8 protein-coding genes, 2 tRNA genes, 3 rRNA genes and 1 other annotated feature (1 of these 14 only partly in view) are annotated in these 17,489 nt (G+C 39.3%); of the genes, 12 read left to right on the top strand and 1 reads right to left on the bottom strand.

Going from position 1 to position 17,489, the window contains the following annotated elements; all coding sequences use genetic code 11:
* Window positions 1-57: 57 nt before the first annotated feature.
* From gyrA to rrf, 7 genes are all read left to right on the top strand, one after another.
* A complete protein-coding gene (gene gyrA / locus AC5LWL_RS01040; protein ID WP_493432616.1) occupies window positions 58-2,574 on the top strand; it encodes a DNA gyrase subunit A in 2,517 nt (838 codons plus the stop codon).
* A 243-nt stretch (window positions 2,575-2,817) separates the two neighbouring features.
* A complete protein-coding gene (locus tag AC5LWL_RS01035; protein ID WP_493432615.1) occupies window positions 2,818-3,906 on the top strand; it encodes an HD-GYP domain-containing protein in 1,089 nt (362 codons plus the stop codon).
* Between the two features lie 320 nt (window positions 3,907-4,226).
* Window positions 4,227-5,777: ribosomal RNA gene (locus AC5LWL_RS01030) — 16S ribosomal RNA — on the top strand.
* Window positions 5,778-5,904: 127 nt separating this feature from the next.
* Window positions 5,905-5,981 (top strand) — tRNA-Ile (locus AC5LWL_RS01025).
* 24 nt (window positions 5,982-6,005) lie between these two features.
* Window positions 6,006-6,081: transfer RNA gene (locus AC5LWL_RS01020), tRNA-Ala, on the top strand.
* Window positions 6,082-6,476: 395 nt separating this feature from the next.
* A 23S ribosomal RNA gene (locus tag AC5LWL_RS01015) occupies window positions 6,477-9,413 on the top strand.
* Between the two features lie 121 nt (window positions 9,414-9,534).
* Window positions 9,535-9,651, top strand: a 5S ribosomal RNA gene (gene rrf, locus AC5LWL_RS01010).
* The 16S, 23S and 5S rRNA genes sit together here with 2 tRNA genes alongside, the layout of an rRNA operon.
* Window positions 9,652-9,900: 249 nt before the next feature.
* Here the strand turns inward: rrf and AC5LWL_RS01005 are convergent.
* On the bottom strand, window positions 9,901-10,857 hold the full coding sequence (locus tag AC5LWL_RS01005) for a YaaC family protein (protein ID WP_493432614.1): 957 nt from the start codon (window positions 10,855-10,857) through the stop codon (window positions 9,901-9,903).
* A 114-nt stretch (window positions 10,858-10,971) separates the two neighbouring features.
* On the opposite strand from AC5LWL_RS01005, the gene guaB reads away from it, so the two are divergent.
* The 5 genes from guaB to pdxT all read left to right on the top strand — a co-directional run bounded on the left by guaB (window position 10,972) and on the right by pdxT (window position 17,222).
* Window positions 10,972-12,438: an IMP dehydrogenase gene (gene guaB / locus AC5LWL_RS01000; RefSeq protein ID WP_493432613.1), complete on the top strand. Its 1,467-nt coding sequence runs from the start codon at window positions 10,972-10,974 to the stop codon at window positions 12,436-12,438.
* 180 nt (window positions 12,439-12,618) lie between these two features.
* Window positions 12,619-13,941: a D-alanyl-D-alanine carboxypeptidase family protein gene (locus tag AC5LWL_RS00995; RefSeq protein WP_493436505.1), complete on the top strand. Its 1,323-nt coding sequence runs from the start codon at window positions 12,619-12,621 to the stop codon at window positions 13,939-13,941.
* A 127-nt stretch (window positions 13,942-14,068) separates the two neighbouring features.
* The gene (locus AC5LWL_RS00990; protein ID WP_493432582.1) at window positions 14,069-15,409 is read left to right on the top strand and encodes a transposase family protein; all 1,341 of its coding nucleotides are present in this window, start codon (window positions 14,069-14,071) and stop codon (window positions 15,407-15,409) included.
* Window positions 15,410-15,749: 340 nt separating this feature from the next.
* A complete protein-coding gene (pdxS, locus tag AC5LWL_RS00985) occupies window positions 15,750-16,631 on the top strand; it encodes a pyridoxal 5'-phosphate synthase lyase subunit PdxS (protein WP_493432612.1) in 882 nt (293 codons plus the stop codon).
* A gap of 6 nt (window positions 16,632-16,637) precedes the next feature.
* Window positions 16,638-17,222, top strand: a complete 585-nt coding sequence (pdxT, locus tag AC5LWL_RS00980; protein WP_493432611.1) for a pyridoxal 5'-phosphate synthase glutaminase subunit PdxT — start codon at window positions 16,638-16,640, stop codon at window positions 17,220-17,222.
* Between the two features lie 59 nt (window positions 17,223-17,281).
* Window positions 17,282-17,489 (top strand) — a binding site (T-box leader) (it continues 18 nt past the right edge of the window).

Here is a 17,489-nt window from a genome sequence, read left to right as displayed (position 1 = left end):
GGATGCTTGATAATTATTATCGAGCTCCTTGCGCTTTTCTTAAGGAGGTTCCTTTACATGGCTGATACGCCAAATTCTCAAATAAAAGAAATTAATATTAGTAAGGAAATGCGTACTTCTTTTTTAGATTATGCAATGAGTGTTATTGTGTCTCGTGCTCTTCCTGATGTAAGAGATGGACTAAAACCAGTTCATCGCCGGATTTTATACGCTATGCATGATTTAGGAATGCATTCTGATAAACCGTACAAAAAATCAGCACGTATTGTTGGAGAAGTAATCGGGAAATATCACCCTCATGGTGATAGTGCTGTATATGAAACAATGGTTCGTATGGCACAGGACTTTAACTACCGTTACATGTTAGTAGATGGTCATGGTAATTTTGGTTCTGTTGATGGTGACTCTGCTGCAGCAATGCGTTATACCGAAGCCAGAATGTCGAAAATTTCAATGGAACTATTGCGTGATATTAATAAAGATACCATTGATTATGTTGAGAATTTTGATGGTGAAGAAAAAGAACCTGTTGTATTACCATCTCGTTTTCCAAACCTGTTAGTTAATGGAACGAGTGGAATTGCTGTAGGAATGGCAACAAATATTCCGCCCCATCAACTAGGGGAAGTAATTGACGGTGTTCTTGCTGTAAGTGAAAATCCAGATATTTCAATTGCAGAACTGATGGAAATTATCCCAGGACCAGATTTCCCTACATATGGAATGATACTTGGCAGAAGCGGAATACGAAAAGCCTATGAAACAGGACGCGGTTCGATTATCATCAGAGCTAAAGTAGATATTGAAGTGAAAGCAAGCGGTAAAGAAGTTATTATCGTGAATGAAATTCCATATCAAGTGAACAAAGCAAAGCTAATAGAAAGAATTGCTGAATTAGTCCGTGATAAAAAGATAGACGGAATCACTGACCTAAGGGATGAATCTGACCGTAATGGAATGCGGATTGTTATTGAAGTTCGTAAAGATGCAAATGCTAATGTACTTCTAAATAATTTATATAAACAAACTGCTATGCAGACAAGCTTTGGAATTAATTTACTAGCATTAGTAGATGGGCAGCCAAAAGTGCTTAATTTAAAACAGTGTCTAGCTTATTATTTGGATCATCAGAAAGTAATTATAAGAAGAAGAACAGAGTTTGAATTAAGAAAAGCAGAAGCACGTGCACATATATTAGAAGGATTGCGAATAGCATTAGATCATTTAGATGAAGTAATCAGTTTAATTCGCCGTTCTCAAACAGCCGATATTGCCCGTGAGGGATTAATTACTAACTTTAATCTTTCTGAAAAACAAGCGCAGGCTATTTTGGATATGCGTTTGCAAAGATTAACAGGATTAGAGAGAGAAAAGATTGAAGAAGAATATAAAGCTTTAATCGAATTAATCGGAGAATTAAAAGCAATCTTAGCGGACGAGGAAAAAGTGCTTGAAATTATTCGCGAGGAATTATTAGAAGTAAAAGAACGTTTTAATGATAAACGTCGGACGGAAATTGTAGTTGGCGGTATTGAAAATATTGAGGATGAAGATTTAATACCAGAAGAGAATATTATTATTACGCTAACTCACAATGGATATATTAAACGCCTTCCAGCTTCCACTTATCGAGCACAAAAACGTGGAGGAAGAGGAATACAGGGAATGGGAACAAATGATGATGACTTTGTAGAACAATTAAGTACAACATCAACCCATGATACTATTCTATTCTTCACAAATAAAGGAAAAGTGTACCGATTAAAAGGATATGAAATTCCTGAATTCAGCAGAACTGCGAAAGGAATACCAATTATCAATCTGCTTGGCGTAGAAAAAGATGAATGGGTAAATGCTATTATTCCAGTATCTGAATTTGTAGATGATTGGTTCTTATTCTTTACAACAAAAGAAGGGATTTCAAAACGTTCCCCATTATCTTCTTTTGCTAATATCCGAAATAATGGATTAATAGCGGTGAACTTAAGAGATGGTGATGAGTTAATTTCTGTTCGTCTAACAGATGGTTCAAAGGATATCATTATTGGTACGAAAAATGGTTTGCTAATTAGATTCCCGGAAACGGATGTCCGTTCAATGGGGAGAACAGCTACAGGCGTGAAAGGAATATCACTTTCTGCCAGCGATGAAGTAGTGGGAATGGAAGTATTAGAAGAAAGTACAGAAATTCTGATTGTCACAAAATATGGATTTGGAAAAAGAACTCCTGCTGATGAATATCGAATACAAGGTAGAGGCGGGAAAGGAATTAAAACATGCAATGTGACGGATAAGAATGGTACACTGGTATCTATGAAAGCTGTTACTGGTGATGAGGATCTTATGATTATTACCACTGGTGGTGTTTTGATTCGTATGGCAGTTAATGATATCTCATCTATGGGTAGAAATACACAAGGAGTTAAGTTGATTAAACTTAATGAAAAAGAAGATGAGTTTGTTGCTACGGTTGCAAAAGTTGAAAAAGAAGAAGAAGAGGAAATTGAAACAGAGGATGCAGTAGAAGAGGCATCTGAAACACCAGCTAATGAGCAAACAGATACAGAAGAATAATATTCTATTCAATGATAATTTATAATAAAATGGAAAAGCTGTCAGAATGTCTGGCAGCTTTTTTTACCGTTGTTATAACAGAATTTATATCCTCTTCATTTAGATGAGTTTTTACAAATCGTTGTTGCTTTTCTAATTTAAGGAAGGAATGAATCATTAGAACTAGGAATAAAGATATTAACATAAAGAGGTAAATACAGTAAAATAGTATAAAAGTCGGTATTTTAAAGGTGGTAAGCAATTATGAATGTAAAAATAGAAGATTTAAAGGTAGGCTGTATTTTAGTAGAGGATGTTTATCATCTAACGAATAAACCAATCATTAGTGCAAAAACCGTATTAAATAATACTCATATAAATCTTTTAAAAGCATTTTTAATTAATGAAGTTATAATTGAAAACACAAAAATTGATGGTAATGATTTTATAGAATCACGTGAATCAACTGAATTCATTCAAGATAAGACGAATGAACAAACTACCTTTTTTACCAAATTTCTTCATACTGTTCAACAATATAAAAAGGAATTTCAATCGTGGCAATCGGGATTGCCAGTTAATATAGCCAATATACGTTTGCTGTTATTACCTTTACTTAATGAACTTGACGGATCAAGCAGAGAGATATTTTCGTTATATCACCTATCTAATAAGGAAGAGTATGTGTATCAGCATTCAGTAGCAGTAGCTGTAATAAGTGCTTATCTTGCTGAAAAACTACATTACCCAAAAAAAGAAAGAATTCAAATTGCGCTTGCGGGTTGTTTAAGTGATGCGGGGATGGCCAAAGTAAATCCTTTATTATTAAAAAAAACAGAACCGTTAACGGAAGAAGAATTTAAGGAAGTAAAAGAGCATACAAGATATAGCTTTAAAATGATTCCTGAACATGCACTATTAAGAAATGAAGCAAGATTATCTATTTATCAGCATCATGAGCGATTAGATGGAAGTGGTTATCCATTAGGTAATGATGCTAAAAAAATACATCCATTTGCTAAAATAATTGCTGTTGCAGATACTTTCCATGCAATGACTTCTGAAAGATTATACAGAACAAAAAGATCTCCTTTTAAAGTATTAGAACAATTACAACAAGATTACTTTGGTAAGTTTGATTTAACCATACTAAATGCATTAAGTGCTGGCATAATACAATATACAGTAGGCAGCAAAGTCAGATTATCCAATGGAGAAAAAGGAGAAATTATATTTATTGAAGAGAAATCACCGACACGCCCATTATTAATAATGGCAAAAACAAAAGAAATTGTAGATTTAACGAAAAACAGGCATCTCTTTATAGAAGAAATTTTGCCGTGTGGGTCTTAATTAAATTATTTTTATTTGATTAAAAAATAAAAAAATATTTTTTATATTTTTTTAAAAAAAATGTTGCGTTAGTTTAAAAATGTTGCTATAATCATACAAGTCAGCAAGTTAACTAAATGTTTCTAAATAAGAAATAAAAAAGTTGTTGACTTTTTAAAGAATAAATGTTACTATATAAAAGTTGCTTCTGACAGAAGTAATGAAATTGCTCTTTGAAAACTGAACAAACAAAACGTCAACAATAAACGTTTATAACTAAGTTATAAACTAAAACAAGTAACAAAAAAGCTAGAGTTTAGCTTCGGAGCTAATCTTACTCTTATATGGAGAGTTTGATCCTGGCTCAGGACGAACGCTGGCGGCGTGCCTAATACATGCAAGTCGAGCGGACTTAAAAAGCTTGCTTTTTAAGTTAGCGGCGGACGGGTGAGTAACACGTGGGCAACCTGCCTGTAAGACTGGGATAACTTCGGGAAACCGGAGCTAATACCGGATAATCCTTTTCTACTCATGTAGGAAAGCTGAAAGACGGTTTACGCTGTCACTTACAGATGGGCCCGCGGCGCATTAGCTAGTTGGTGAGGTAACGGCTCACCAAGGCAACGATGCGTAGCCGACCTGAGAGGGTGATCGGCCACACTGGGACTGAGACACGGCCCAGACTCCTACGGGAGGCAGCAGTAGGGAATCTTCCGCAATGGACGAAAGTCTGACGGAGCAACGCCGCGTGAGTGATGAAGGTTTTCGGATCGTAAAACTCTGTTGTTAGGGAAGAACAAGTACGAGAGTAACTGCTCGTACCTTGACGGTACCTAACCAGAAAGCCACGGCTAACTACGTGCCAGCAGCCGCGGTAATACGTAGGTGGCAAGCGTTGTCCGGAATTATTGGGCGTAAAGCGCGCGCAGGCGGTCCTTTAAGTCTGATGTGAAAGCCCACGGCTCAACCGTGGAGGGTCATTGGAAACTGGGGGACTTGAGTGCAGAAGAGAAGAGTGGAATTCCACGTGTAGCGGTGAAATGCGTAGAGATGTGGAGGAACACCAGTGGCGAAGGCGACTCTTTGGTCTGTAACTGACGCTGAGGCGCGAAAGCGTGGGGAGCAAACAGGATTAGATACCCTGGTAGTCCACGCCGTAAACGATGAGTGCTAAGTGTTAGAGGGTTTCCGCCCTTTAGTGCTGCAGCAAACGCATTAAGCACTCCGCCTGGGGAGTACGGCCGCAAGGCTGAAACTCAAAGGAATTGACGGGGGCCCGCACAAGCGGTGGAGCATGTGGTTTAATTCGAAGCAACGCGAAGAACCTTACCAGGTCTTGACATCCTCTGACACTCCTAGAGATAGGACGTTCCCCTTCGGGGGACAGAGTGACAGGTGGTGCATGGTTGTCGTCAGCTCGTGTCGTGAGATGTTGGGTTAAGTCCCGCAACGAGCGCAACCCTTGATCTTAGTTGCCAGCATTTGGTTGGGCACTCTAAGGTGACTGCCGGTGACAAACCGGAGGAAGGTGGGGATGACGTCAAATCATCATGCCCCTTATGACCTGGGCTACACACGTGCTACAATGGATGGTACAAAGGGCAGCAAAATCGCGAGGTCAAGCCAATCCCATAAAACCATTCTCAGTTCGGATTGTAGGCTGCAACTCGCCTACATGAAGCTGGAATCGCTAGTAATCGCGGATCAGCATGCCGCGGTGAATACGTTCCCGGGCCTTGTACACACCGCCCGTCACACCACGAGAGTTTGTAACACCCGAAGTCGGTGGGGTAACACTTTATGTGAGCCAGCCGCCTAAGGTGGGATAGATGATTGGGGTGAAGTCGTAACAAGGTAGCCGTATCGGAAGGTGCGGCTGGATCACCTCCTTTCTAAGGAAAATGGAATTTACATTCCATCACAGATTGTTGACGAGTTTGTTGTTCAGTTTTGAGGGAGCAATTCCTCAAAAACAAAGATTTCTCTTTGTTTAAAATAATAGGGTAACCTGAAATTGATGGGCCTATAGCTCAGCTGGTTAGAGCGCACGCCTGATAAGCGTGAGGTCGATGGTTCGAGTCCATTTAGGCCCACCATACTTTAATAATCAACTCTTTTGAGGGGCCTTAGCTCAGCTGGGAGAGCGCCTGCCTTGCACGCAGGAGGTCAGCGGTTCGATCCCGCTAGGCTCCACCAAACGAATTTATCGTTTATTTTTTTGTTCTTTGAAAACTAAATCATATTTATGAAGAAACCAAGAAAAACCGAGTAATCGCCATCTTAGATTCTCTATTTATAGTAGATAGTAGTCAAATACCATCTACCAAATAGCAGAAAACATGAGGGCAAAAAGCAGCAAGCAGGTCAAGGAAGCGACCGAACGAGCACCGGAGCATACAACAGTACGTGAGGAGCAGAGTGAGAGAGCTGATGAAGAGATGCGAAGCTGATTTTTGGCCGAAACTTGAGGGTAAAGAGAAACGAACAGGTCAAGGAAGCGCCAGAGTGAGCACCAGAACGTACTTTGTACGTGAGGAGCAGAGCGAAGAAGCTGACGAAGAGATGTGAAGTTTATCTTTAGCCGAAACCAAAGTTAAGTTAGAAAGGGCGCACGGTGAATGCCTTGGCACTAGGAGCCGATGAAGGACGGGACTAACACCGATATGCTTCGGGGAGCTGTAAGTAAGCTTTGATCCGGAGATTTCCGAATGGGGAAACCCTCTATCCGTAATGGGATAGAATCTTTACCTGAATACATAGGGTACTGAAGGCAGACCCGGGGAACTGAAACATCTAAGTACCCGGAGGAAGAGAAAGCAAACGCGATTCCCTGAGTAGCGGCGAGCGAAACGGGATTAGCCCAAACCAAGAGGCTTGCCTCTTGGGGTTGTAGGACACTCAACATGGAGTTACAAAGGAACGGGGTAGATGAATAGGTCTGGAAAGGCCAGTCATAGAAGGTAAAAACCCTGTAGTTGAAACTTCGTTCCCTCCTGAGTGGATCCTGAGTACGGCGGGACACGAGAAATCCCGTCGGAAGCAGGGAGGACCATCTCCCAAGGCTAAATACTCCCTAGTGACCGATAGTGAACCAGTACCGTGAGGGAAAGGTGAAAAGCACCCCGGAAGGGGAGTGAAATAGATCCTGAAACCGTGTGCCTACAAGTAGTTAGAGCCCATTAATGGGTGATAGCGTGCCTTTTGTAGAATGAACCGGCGAGTTACGATTACATGCGAGGTTAAGTTGAGAAGACGGAGCCGCAGCGAAAGCGAGTCTGAATAGGGCGAATAAGTATGTGGTCGTAGACCCGAAACCAGGTGATCTACCCATGTCCAGGGTGAAGTCCAGGTAACACTGGATGGAGGCCCGAACCCACGCACGTTGAAAAGTGCGGGGATGAGGTGTGGGTAGCGGAGAAATTCCAATCGAACTTGGAGATAGCTGGTTCTCTCCGAAATAGCTTTAGGGCTAGCCTCAAGGTAAGAGTATTGGAGGTAGAGCACTGTTTGGACTAGGGGCCCCCATCGGGTTACCGAATTCAGACAAACTCCGAATGCCAAATACTTATCCTTGGGAGTCAGACTGCGAGTGATAAGATCCGTAGTCAAGAGGGAAACAGCCCAGACCACCAGCTAAGGTCCCAAAGTATACGTTAAGTGGAAAAGGATGTGGAGTTGCTTAGACAACCAGGATGTTGGCTTAGAAGCAGCCACCATTTAAAGAGTGCGTAATAGCTCACTGGTCGAGTGACTCTGCGCCGAAAATGTACCGGGGCTAAACGTATCACCGAAGCTGTGGATTGACATCAATAGATGTCAGTGGTAGGAGAGCGTTCTAAGGGCGTTGAAGCTAGACCGTAAGGACTGGTGGAGCGCTTAGAAGTGAGAATGCCGGTATGAGTAGCGAAAGATGAGTGAGAATCTCATCCACCGAATGCCTAAGGTTTCCTGAGGAAGGCTCGTCCACTCAGGGTTAGTCGGGACCTAAGCCGAGGCTGAAGAGCGTAGGCGATGGACAACAGGTTGATATTCCTGTACCACCTTATGAACCGTTTGAGTAATGGGGGGACGCAGGAGGATAGGGTAAGCGTGCTGTTGGATTAGCACGTCCAAGCAGTTAGGCTGGTAATGAGGAAAATCCCGTTACCATAAAGGCTGAGCTGTGACGGCGAGGGAAATATAGTACCGAAGTTCCTGATTCCACACTGCCAAGAAAAGCCTCTAGCGAGGTTCAAGGTGCCCGTACCGCAAACCGACACAGGTAGGCGAGGAGAGAATCCTAAGGTGAGCGAGAGAACTCTCGTTAAGGAACTCGGCAAAATGACCCCGTAACTTCGGGAGAAGGGGTGCTCTTTTGGGTGTTAAAGCCCGAGAGAGCCGCAGTGAATAGGCCCAGGCGACTGTTTAGCAAAAACACAGGTCTCTGCGAAGCCGTAAGGCGAAGTATAGGGGCTGACACCTGCCCGGTGCTGGAAGGTTAAGAGGAGGGGTTAGCAGCAATGCGAAGCTCTGAATTGAAGCCCCAGTAAACGGCGGCCGTAACTATAACGGTCCTAAGGTAGCGAAATTCCTTGTCGGGTAAGTTCCGACCCGCACGAAAGGTGTAACGATCTGGGCACTGTCTCAACGAGAGACTCGGTGAAATTATAGTACCTGTGAAGATGCAGGTTACCCGCGACAGGACGGAAAGACCCCGTGGAGCTTTACTGTAGCCTGATATTGAATTTTGGTACAGCTTGTACAGGATAGGTAGGAGCCTTGGAAGCCGGAGCGCTAGCTTCGGTGGAGGCATTGGTGGGATACTACCCTGGCTGTATTGACATTCTAACCCGCACCCCTTATCGGGGTGGGAGACAGTGTCAGGTGGGCAGTTTGACTGGGGCGGTCGCCTCCTAAAAAGTAACGGAGGCGCCCAAAGGTTCCCTCAGAATGGTTGGAAATCATTCGTAGAGTGTAAAGGCACAAGGGAGCTTGACTGCGAGACCTACAAGTCGAGCAGGGACGAAAGTCGGGCTTAGTGATCCGGTGGTTCCGCATGGAAGGGCCATCGCTCAACGGATAAAAGCTACCCCGGGGATAACAGGCTTATCTCCCCCAAGAGTCCACATCGACGGGGAGGTTTGGCACCTCGATGTCGGCTCATCGCATCCTGGGGCTGTAGTCGGTCCCAAGGGTTGGGCTGTTCGCCCATTAAAGCGGTACGCGAGCTGGGTTCAGAACGTCGTGAGACAGTTCGGTCCCTATCCGTCGTGGGCGTAGGAAATTTGAGAGGAGCTGTCCTTAGTACGAGAGGACCGGGATGGACGCACCGCTGGTGTACCAGTTGTCTTGCCAAAGGCATAGCTGGGTAGCTATGTGCGGAAGGGATAAGTGCTGAAAGCATCTAAGCATGAAGCCCCCCTCGAGATGAGATTTCCCATAGCGTAAGCTAGTAAGATCCCTGAAAGATGATCAGGTTGATAGGTTTGAGGTGGAAGCATGGCGACATGTGGAGCTGACAAATACTAATAGATCGAGGACTTAACTAAAAATGAAAAGTGAAAACGTCTGTATATCAGCGTTGTAACTGGACATACATGATTATTCGATTTCTTATTTCTTCATAAATGATTTAGTTTTGAGAGAACAAAACTCTTAAAAATAGAATAGTCTGGTGGCGATAGCGAGAAGGTCACACCCGTTCCCATACCGAACACGGAAGTTAAGCTTCTCAGCGCCGATGGTAGTTGGGGGCTCTCCCCCTGTGAGAGTAGGACGTCGCCAGGCACTAAAAAGGTACTCATTTGTTGAGTGCCTTTTTTGTTGTTTAGAAAATTGTAAACAACTAGAAGACTTAAATGTTTTACGGCAGTCTGTATTCAGCTCCAGCGCCTAATCTCTGTTAATTTATTACTAGCTATTACGACTCATATAATAAATTATGACTATTTAAGAGCATGAGAAATGAATGGTATAAGTTGTTTATTTATGGAAAAACAAACTCTTTTAAAATAAATTTCCATTGTTCTTGATATATTACGACATACGATTTTCTAAAAATTTATAAATCAAATAAGGCCCCTTCTGAATAGAAACAGATAAAAAATTCTCGATGAAAGGATAATCCTGATTTGGAGTAGTTTTTAATAGTTCACTCCACCATTCTGTTTCATAGCGAGATATCATACTTAAATTGTATAAAATTAAATAATGATTGAGTACTTCTGGAAGATGAGATTGATCTTCTTTTGCTATGGAAATATAGTAATGCCGATCATTTAAGTTATACTTTAAAGGTTCAAAAGTTTGGAGAGATTCCAAAAATTCAATCGTGATAAAGTGTTTATCTTGATCAACGTTTTTAATAGGCGTATGATTCTTATTCTCTAAGTAATTTTTGAAACGATTTATATTCATAAAATAAGTATCTAAAATTTGGACAGGAATAGAAATTGTAGTATTATTTAGAACAATAGGTAAAAATAAATCTTGTCCATTCATAATATGAAAAAGCTCCGTCAATTCAGGAATTTGTTTCAAAAGGTTTTCCATTTTAACTTTTTCCCCTTCTAAAGATTTTATTGAAAACATCTTTTCAGCCATATGAGTAAATAACCCATTTTTTTGAATTTTTACTTCATCTTGAAAAAAACGATACTGTTGTTTCTTCCTTTTTCTTGTGGAAACACCATGTGCTAGAACAGATGTAGAACTAGGATAGGATGGATCTAACGTCAATAGGCAGGCTTTAATCAAATGAACAAAACCATAAAAAATTAAAAGCGGCTGAATGGATAAAGGTGAATTTAGCCCTTGTTGATAGTATAATTTTCCTTGTTCTAAAAAATAAATAAATGGATAACAATTTTGATAGCTCTTTTTTTCTACATCGTCTACTTTTAGTAATTTATAACATTTTTTTAGAAAGGTTTGAGTGTATTCTGCGGAAAAAAAGCAGCTATATGACTCCCATCCTTTATAGTGATTTACCATTTTATGTACCTCCCGAATTTTTAGAAAAATGAAACTTATTAAACTGACCTTGACAGTATTTTGTCCAATTGATAACCTACTAATAATATTTTTTTACTTTATGGAGGCGTTAAAATGTGGGAAAGTAAATTTGTTAAAGAAGGATTAACATTTGATGATGTTTTATTAATACCGGCTAAATCGGAAGTATTACCACGTGATGTTAGTTTAAAGGTTCAATTAGCTTCAAATCTTAACTTGAATATTCCGCTGATCAGTGCGGGAATGGATACTGTTACAGAGGCTGACATGGCTATTGCAATTGCAAGACAAGGTGGACTAGGAATTATTCATAAAAATATGTCCATTGAACAACAGGCTGAACAAGTTGATAAAGTTAAACGCTCTGAAAGTGGAGTAATTACAGATCCATTTTTCCTTAGCCCAGATCATCAAGTGTTTGATGCAGAACATTTAATGGGGAAATATCGTATTTCTGGTGTCCCAATTGTTAATAACAAGGATGAACAAAAATTAGTAGGTATTTTAACAAATCGCGACCTTCGTTTTATTGAAGACTTTTCCATTAAAATTTCAGATGTAATGACAAAAGATAATTTAGTAACGGCTCCAGTAGGAACGACACTTGAAGAAGCAGAAAGTATTTTACAGAAATATAAAATTGAAAAATTACCTTTAATTGATAAAGATGGAGTATTAAAGGGATTAATAACGATTAAAGATATCGAAAAGGTTATTGAATTTCCTCATTCAGCGAAAGATGCGCATGGAAGACTTCTTGTAGGTGCTGCAGTGGGGGTTACGAACGATGCAATTAAAAGGGTAGAAGTATTAGTGAAATCAAATGTAGATGTAGTAGTGCTAGATACTGCTCATGGCCATTCTCAAGGTGTACTAGATGGTGTAAGAGAAATACGCAATGCTTTCCCTGAGTTAACTATTATTGCAGGAAATGTAGCTACTCCTGAAGCAACGAAAGCTTTGATTGATGCCGGAGCTGATGTTGTTAAAGTTGGTATTGGGCCTGGATCCATTTGTACAACAAGGGTAGTAGCTGGCGTAGGTGTCCCACAAATAACTGCAGTATATGACTGCGCTACAGAGGCCAGAAAGCATGGTAAATCAATTATAGCTGATGGGGGTATTAAATACTCTGGAGACATAGTTAAGGCGCTAGCAGCAGGAGGACATGCGGTTATGCTTGGAAGCTTGCTTGCAGGTGTTTCTGAAAGCCCAGGAGAAACAGAAATATTCCAAGGTCGTAGATTTAAAGTCTACAGAGGAATGGGTTCTGTTTCAGCAATGGAAAAAGGTTCAAAGGATCGCTACTTCCAAGAAGATAATAAAAAGTTTGTTCCAGAAGGTATTGAAGGAAGACTGCCATATAAAGGACCGCTTTCTGACACGATTTACCAACTTATAGGTGGTATTCGTTCTGGTATGGGATACTGTGGTACAAAAGACTTGTCTGAGTTAAGAGAAAATGCTCAATTTGTTCGAATGACGGGAGCAGGTTTAAGAGAAAGTCATCCACATGATGTACAAATTACGAAAGAAGCACCAAATTATTCTATTTCTTAATGATCATTTTAATAAAATATATATCTTTATTCCCTTAATTTTCAATAGACAGTGAACGCTATCACTGTCTATTTTTTTTGATATTTTTATGTTAAACTGAACAAGGGAAACTTTAACATAAAAAATTAGACAAGTTTAATAGATAATAGAATAGTTTTGGAGGTTATATCATTGAATTATATTAGAAAGTGGATGCTGTATGTTGCGATCATGCTACTTATGTTAGCTACATTATCGACAGGTCTACCACAACAAGCAAAAGCAGCAGAAAAAGATGAATTAGGTCTTGAGTCAGAAGCGGCAATATTAGTGGATGCAGATACAGGTGAAATATTATATGAAAAAAATGCCGATGAGTTATTAGGCGTTGCTTCTATGTCTAAAATGATGACGGAATACATAGTTCTTGAATCGATAAAAAATGGTAAAATCACTTGGGAACAAAAAGTGAAGATAAACAATTATATTCATCGATTATCTGGTGCTCCTGAACTTTCAAATGTTGGATTAACTGAGGGAGAAGAGTATACAGTAAAGGAATTATACCAGGCGATGGCTATCCATTCTGGAAATGCAGCAACTGCTGCTTTAGCTGAATTAATTGCTGGAACGGAAAAAAATTATATTAATGTAATGAATAAAAAAGCAAAAGAGTTAGATTTAAAAGATTATAAATTTGTTAATTCATCTGGTTTAAATAATGTTGATTTATTAGGGAAATATCCTGCAGGCAACGAAACAAGTGAAAATGAAATGTCAGCAAGAGCTGTTGCTAAACTAGCCTCACACTTAGTGAATGATTATCCAGAAGTGTTGGAAACTTCTAGTATGCCAAGTCTGAAATTCAGAGATGGAAGAGAGTATAAAAACTTCAACTGGTTATTGCCATCCTTGATTTTTGGATACGATGGTGTTGATGGGCTGAAAACTGGTTCAACTGATTATGCTGGCTATAATGTTACATCAACTGCCAAAAAAGGAAATCAACGTTTTATCACGGTTGTTATGAAGGGCAAAACGAAAAATTCCCGTTTTTCTGAAACGATAAAAATTTTAGATTATGCATTTGGCAATTTTGCAAAAGAGGAAATTCTTCCAAGTAACTACACAGTGAAAAATAAAGAAACACTTAAAGTAGTTAAAGGGAAAGAAGATAAGGTGAAAATCAGCACAAATAAAGCGATTAACCTTGTTATAAAAAATGGTGAAAAAGAAAATTATAAAACAAAACTAATAATTGATGAAAAAAAATTAAATAGTAAAGGAGAACTTACTGCACCGGTTAAAAAGGGAGAAAAAGTAGGTTCTATCACTTTACAAACGAAAGATGGGAAAAATGTCCCGTTCTTAACTAGCGATGGAGAAAAATCAGTATCTGTTGATGTTATTGCTACTGAAAATGTGGAAAAGGCAAATTGGTTTGTACTCGCTATGCGTGGAGTTGGAGGATTTTTTTCTGATGTTTGGAAAAGTGTATCAAGCACGGTAAAAGGTTGGTTTTGAAAATAAAAAGAAGGTCAGCTCTGAAGAGTAAAAGTTTTTCGAGATAATTCCACCTAACACTCGCCAAATATAGGATAATTAGGATATACAAAACCCTATTATATTGATATTTGGGAGGATTTTTTTTATGATAACTAGAAAAGACAAACGTGATAAAGAAAAAGGGATAAACTTTTTATTCGAGTTTCTGAAAACGCAGAAACACTTTTTTAAAGATTTTAATAAGTTGCTTAAAAAAGTAAAGGATCCAAGACACCAGGGCTATACCATTTATGACCCAGAAGTCCTTTTGATGATGGTTATTTTAAAAAACACCTGTAATCTAAAAAGCATGCGTGAAATGACGAATGAATTCAACAAGGACGAGTGCATTGAAAATATAGGAAAAATTTTAGGGATTGAACATTTGGAAGAATTACCCCACTATGACACAATCAATAATTTTCTTTCTCGGTTGAAACCAGCAGAACTTGAACATATCCGAACGTACATGATCAAAGAATTATTGAAAAAGAGGTGCTTTGATTCTTATCGGATTGAGGGGAAATATTGGGGCGTTATCATTGATGGTACAGGCATTTTCACGTTTAATGAAAAGCATTGTGACCACTGCTTGAGACGAAATTACAAGGAAAAGGATAAGGAAACGGGTGAAGAAAAAACAAAGACCATCTATATGCATCACGTCCTAGAAGCTAAATTGGTTGTTGGAGATATGGTGCTGAGTGTTGACTCAGAATTTATTGAAAATGAATCGGAAGACGTGGAGAAACAAGATTGTGAACTAAATGCTTTTTATCGATTGGCTACAAGACTTAAAGACACATTCAAACGGCTGCCCATCTGTATCATTGCCGATAGTCTTTATGCGTGTGAAAAGGTCTTTAACCAATGCAAGAAATATAAGTGGAACTATTTATTTCGATTCAAGGAAGATCGCATCAAAAGTATTGCCAGTGAGTTTCAGGTATTAAAAAATATGGAAGACAATGTCTTGAATATAAATGAAGATAGCCAACAAGGAAGAATTACTTGGGTGAACGGAATTGTTTATAGGGAACATCAACAAAGTGTGCTGGAATACGAAATGGAGACGAAAAAGGGAAAACAAAAGTTTCTTTTCCTTACCAACATAAAAATCACAAAAAAGAATGCCAAAAGGCTCGTTAACACTGGACGAAGCCGTTGGAAAATAGAAAACGAGGGATTTAACAGACAAAAAAACCTACGCTATCACATTCAACACGCAAGCAGTAAAAATTACAATGCCATGAAAAATCATTATTTATTGGCCCAGATTACAGAAATCATAATGGTGCTTCATGAGCAAGGGTCGAAAGCATTGAAGCGCGTCAAAAAAACGGTAAAAGAAATATCCTCGCGACTGTTAGAAGCCTTGCGCGGGCAAACACTAACAAACGAGGATATAGTACAACTGGGAAAACCAATGCAAATTAGATTTACCTAGTGCCATAATTATAACAAAAGGATGTGGTGTTGGGAAAGAGAAAAGTAGTTATCCACAATTTCACAATGGAAATGACGAAATTGGCTTGTCTTTTTTGGTAAAAAGGACGAAAATGACAATGGTAAATTTTTACATGTGAATAAGTTACTTTAACATCTTTCACATTTTTTTATCAAAGTTTACTCCTCGGAGCTGAAAAGAAGGTTTCCTGTCTTGACAGGAACCTTTTTTTATTGTTTATTTTCATTAGGGATATTAATATTCATACCATGAAAAATTCCTTAAGTTTGGAACATACTAAGATCTACAACAATGTAGGCTATTATAGGGGGCAAATAAGTTGAAAACAGGTACTGACCGAGTAAAACGTGGAATGGCTGAAATGCAAAAAGGCGGCGTCATTATGGACGTTATCAATGCAGAGCAAGCCAAGATTGCAGAAGAAGCAGGAGCAGTTGCTGTTATGGCTCTAGAAAGAGTACCATCAGATATTCGTGCAGCTGGTGGAGTTGCTAGAATGGCAGATCCTACTATCGTTGAAGAAGTAATGAATGCTGTTACGATTCCTGTTATGGCAAAAGCGCGTATTGGCCACATTGTAGAAGCGAAAGTTTTAGAAGCAATGGGTGTTGATTATATTGATGAAAGTGAAGTATTAACTCCTGCTGATGAAGAATATCATTTGAACAAAAATGATTATACTGTTCCTTTTGTATGTGGATGCCGTGACTTGGGAGAAGCTGCAAGACGTATTGGTGAAGGAGCATCTATGCTTCGCACGAAAGGTGAACCTGGAACTGGAAATATCGTGGAAGCGGTTCGTCATATTCGTAAAGTAAACGCACAAGTGCGTAAAGTTGCTTATATGAATGAAGATGAATTAATGACAGAAGCAAAACTTCTTGGTGCGCCGTATGAATTATTGCTAGAAATTAAAAAATTAGGTCGTCTTCCTGTGGTAAACTTTGCAGCTGGTGGAGTAGCAACTCCTGCTGATGCAGCGCTTATGATGCAATTAGGAGCAGATGGTGTATTTGTAGGCTCTGGTATTTTTAAATCGGACAACCCAGCAAAATTTGCAAAAGCAATTGTAGAAGCAACAACTCATTACCAAGACTATAAATTAATTGCAGAGATTTCGAAAAACTTAGGAACTGCTATGAAAGGTATTGAAATAGCAAGTCTTGCCCCTGAATCTCGTATGCAAGAACGTGGATGGTAAGTTAATATGTCAGAAGTGACAATAGGTGTTCTAGGATTGCAGGGAGCCGTAAGAGAGCATGTTCAAGCAATTGAAGCAAATGGCGTAAACGCAGTAGTAGTGAAACATAAGGAACAATTAGCGGACTTGGATGGTTTAATTATTCCTGGTGGAGAGAGCACGACAATGCGTCGCTTAATTGATAAATATGATTTTATGGATTCATTAAAGGGATTTGCGAAATCTGGAAAACCAATGTTTGGAACTTGTGCTGGTCTTATATTATTAGCGAAGTCTATTGATGGGTCGGATGAACCGCATATAGGAGTTATGGATGTAAAAGTGGCGCGTAATTCATTTGGAAGACAAAAAGATAGCTTTGAAGCTGATTTAGACATAGCTGGTGTAGCAGAGGATTTTACAGCAGTATTTATTCGAGCTCCCCATATTATTTCCGCTGGAGAGAATGTCGAGATTCTTGCAAAGCATGAGGAAAGAATCGTAGCAGCAAGAGAAGGACAGTTTCTTGGATGCTCCTTCCACCCAGAGTTAACCGATGATCATCGATTAACTGGTTATTTTATTAACATGGCGAAGGAAGCAAAAAGTTAACTTGCATATTATGGTTGATGTATGTTAATAATTATAGTACGATGAAAAAAATATATAATATATCTACATTGATAGGAAATAGTAATAGATCCATTATTCTAAAGAGAGCCGATGATTGGTGTGAATCGGTGGGTAATGCCTGTGAATCCATCCTAGAGTAAAAGCAAGGAATACCATTTGTTGGTTAGTAATTGCTTTCGGCTAAAAACCGTTATTTTCTTTAAGGTGAAAAGTATAATAATACTTTTAACTAGGGTGGCAACGCGG

The organism is Niallia sp. WK069_GA_01 (assembly GCF_983173855.1).
Note: the sequence above shows the minus strand (reverse complement) of the source record. Positions and strands in the feature narration are given on the sequence as shown.

Excerpts from the sequence above, each read along its gene's own strand:
- gyrA (WP_493432616.1), top strand. The coding sequence starts at position 58 with ATGGCTGATACGCCAAATTCTCAAATAAAAGAAATTAATATTAGTAAG.
- AC5LWL_RS01035 (WP_493432615.1), top strand. The coding sequence starts at position 2,818 with ATGAATGTAAAAATAGAAGATTTAAAGGTAGGCTGTATTTTAGTAGAG.
- AC5LWL_RS01005 (WP_493432614.1), bottom strand. The coding sequence starts at position 10,857 with ATGGTAAATCACTATAAAGGATGGGAGTCATATAGCTGCTTTTTTTCC.
- guaB (WP_493432613.1), top strand. The coding sequence starts at position 10,972 with ATGTGGGAAAGTAAATTTGTTAAAGAAGGATTAACATTTGATGATGTT.
- AC5LWL_RS00990 (WP_493432582.1), top strand. The coding sequence starts at position 14,069 with ATGATAACTAGAAAAGACAAACGTGATAAAGAAAAAGGGATAAACTTT.
- pdxT (WP_493432611.1), top strand. The coding sequence starts at position 16,638 with ATGTCAGAAGTGACAATAGGTGTTCTAGGATTGCAGGGAGCCGTAAGA.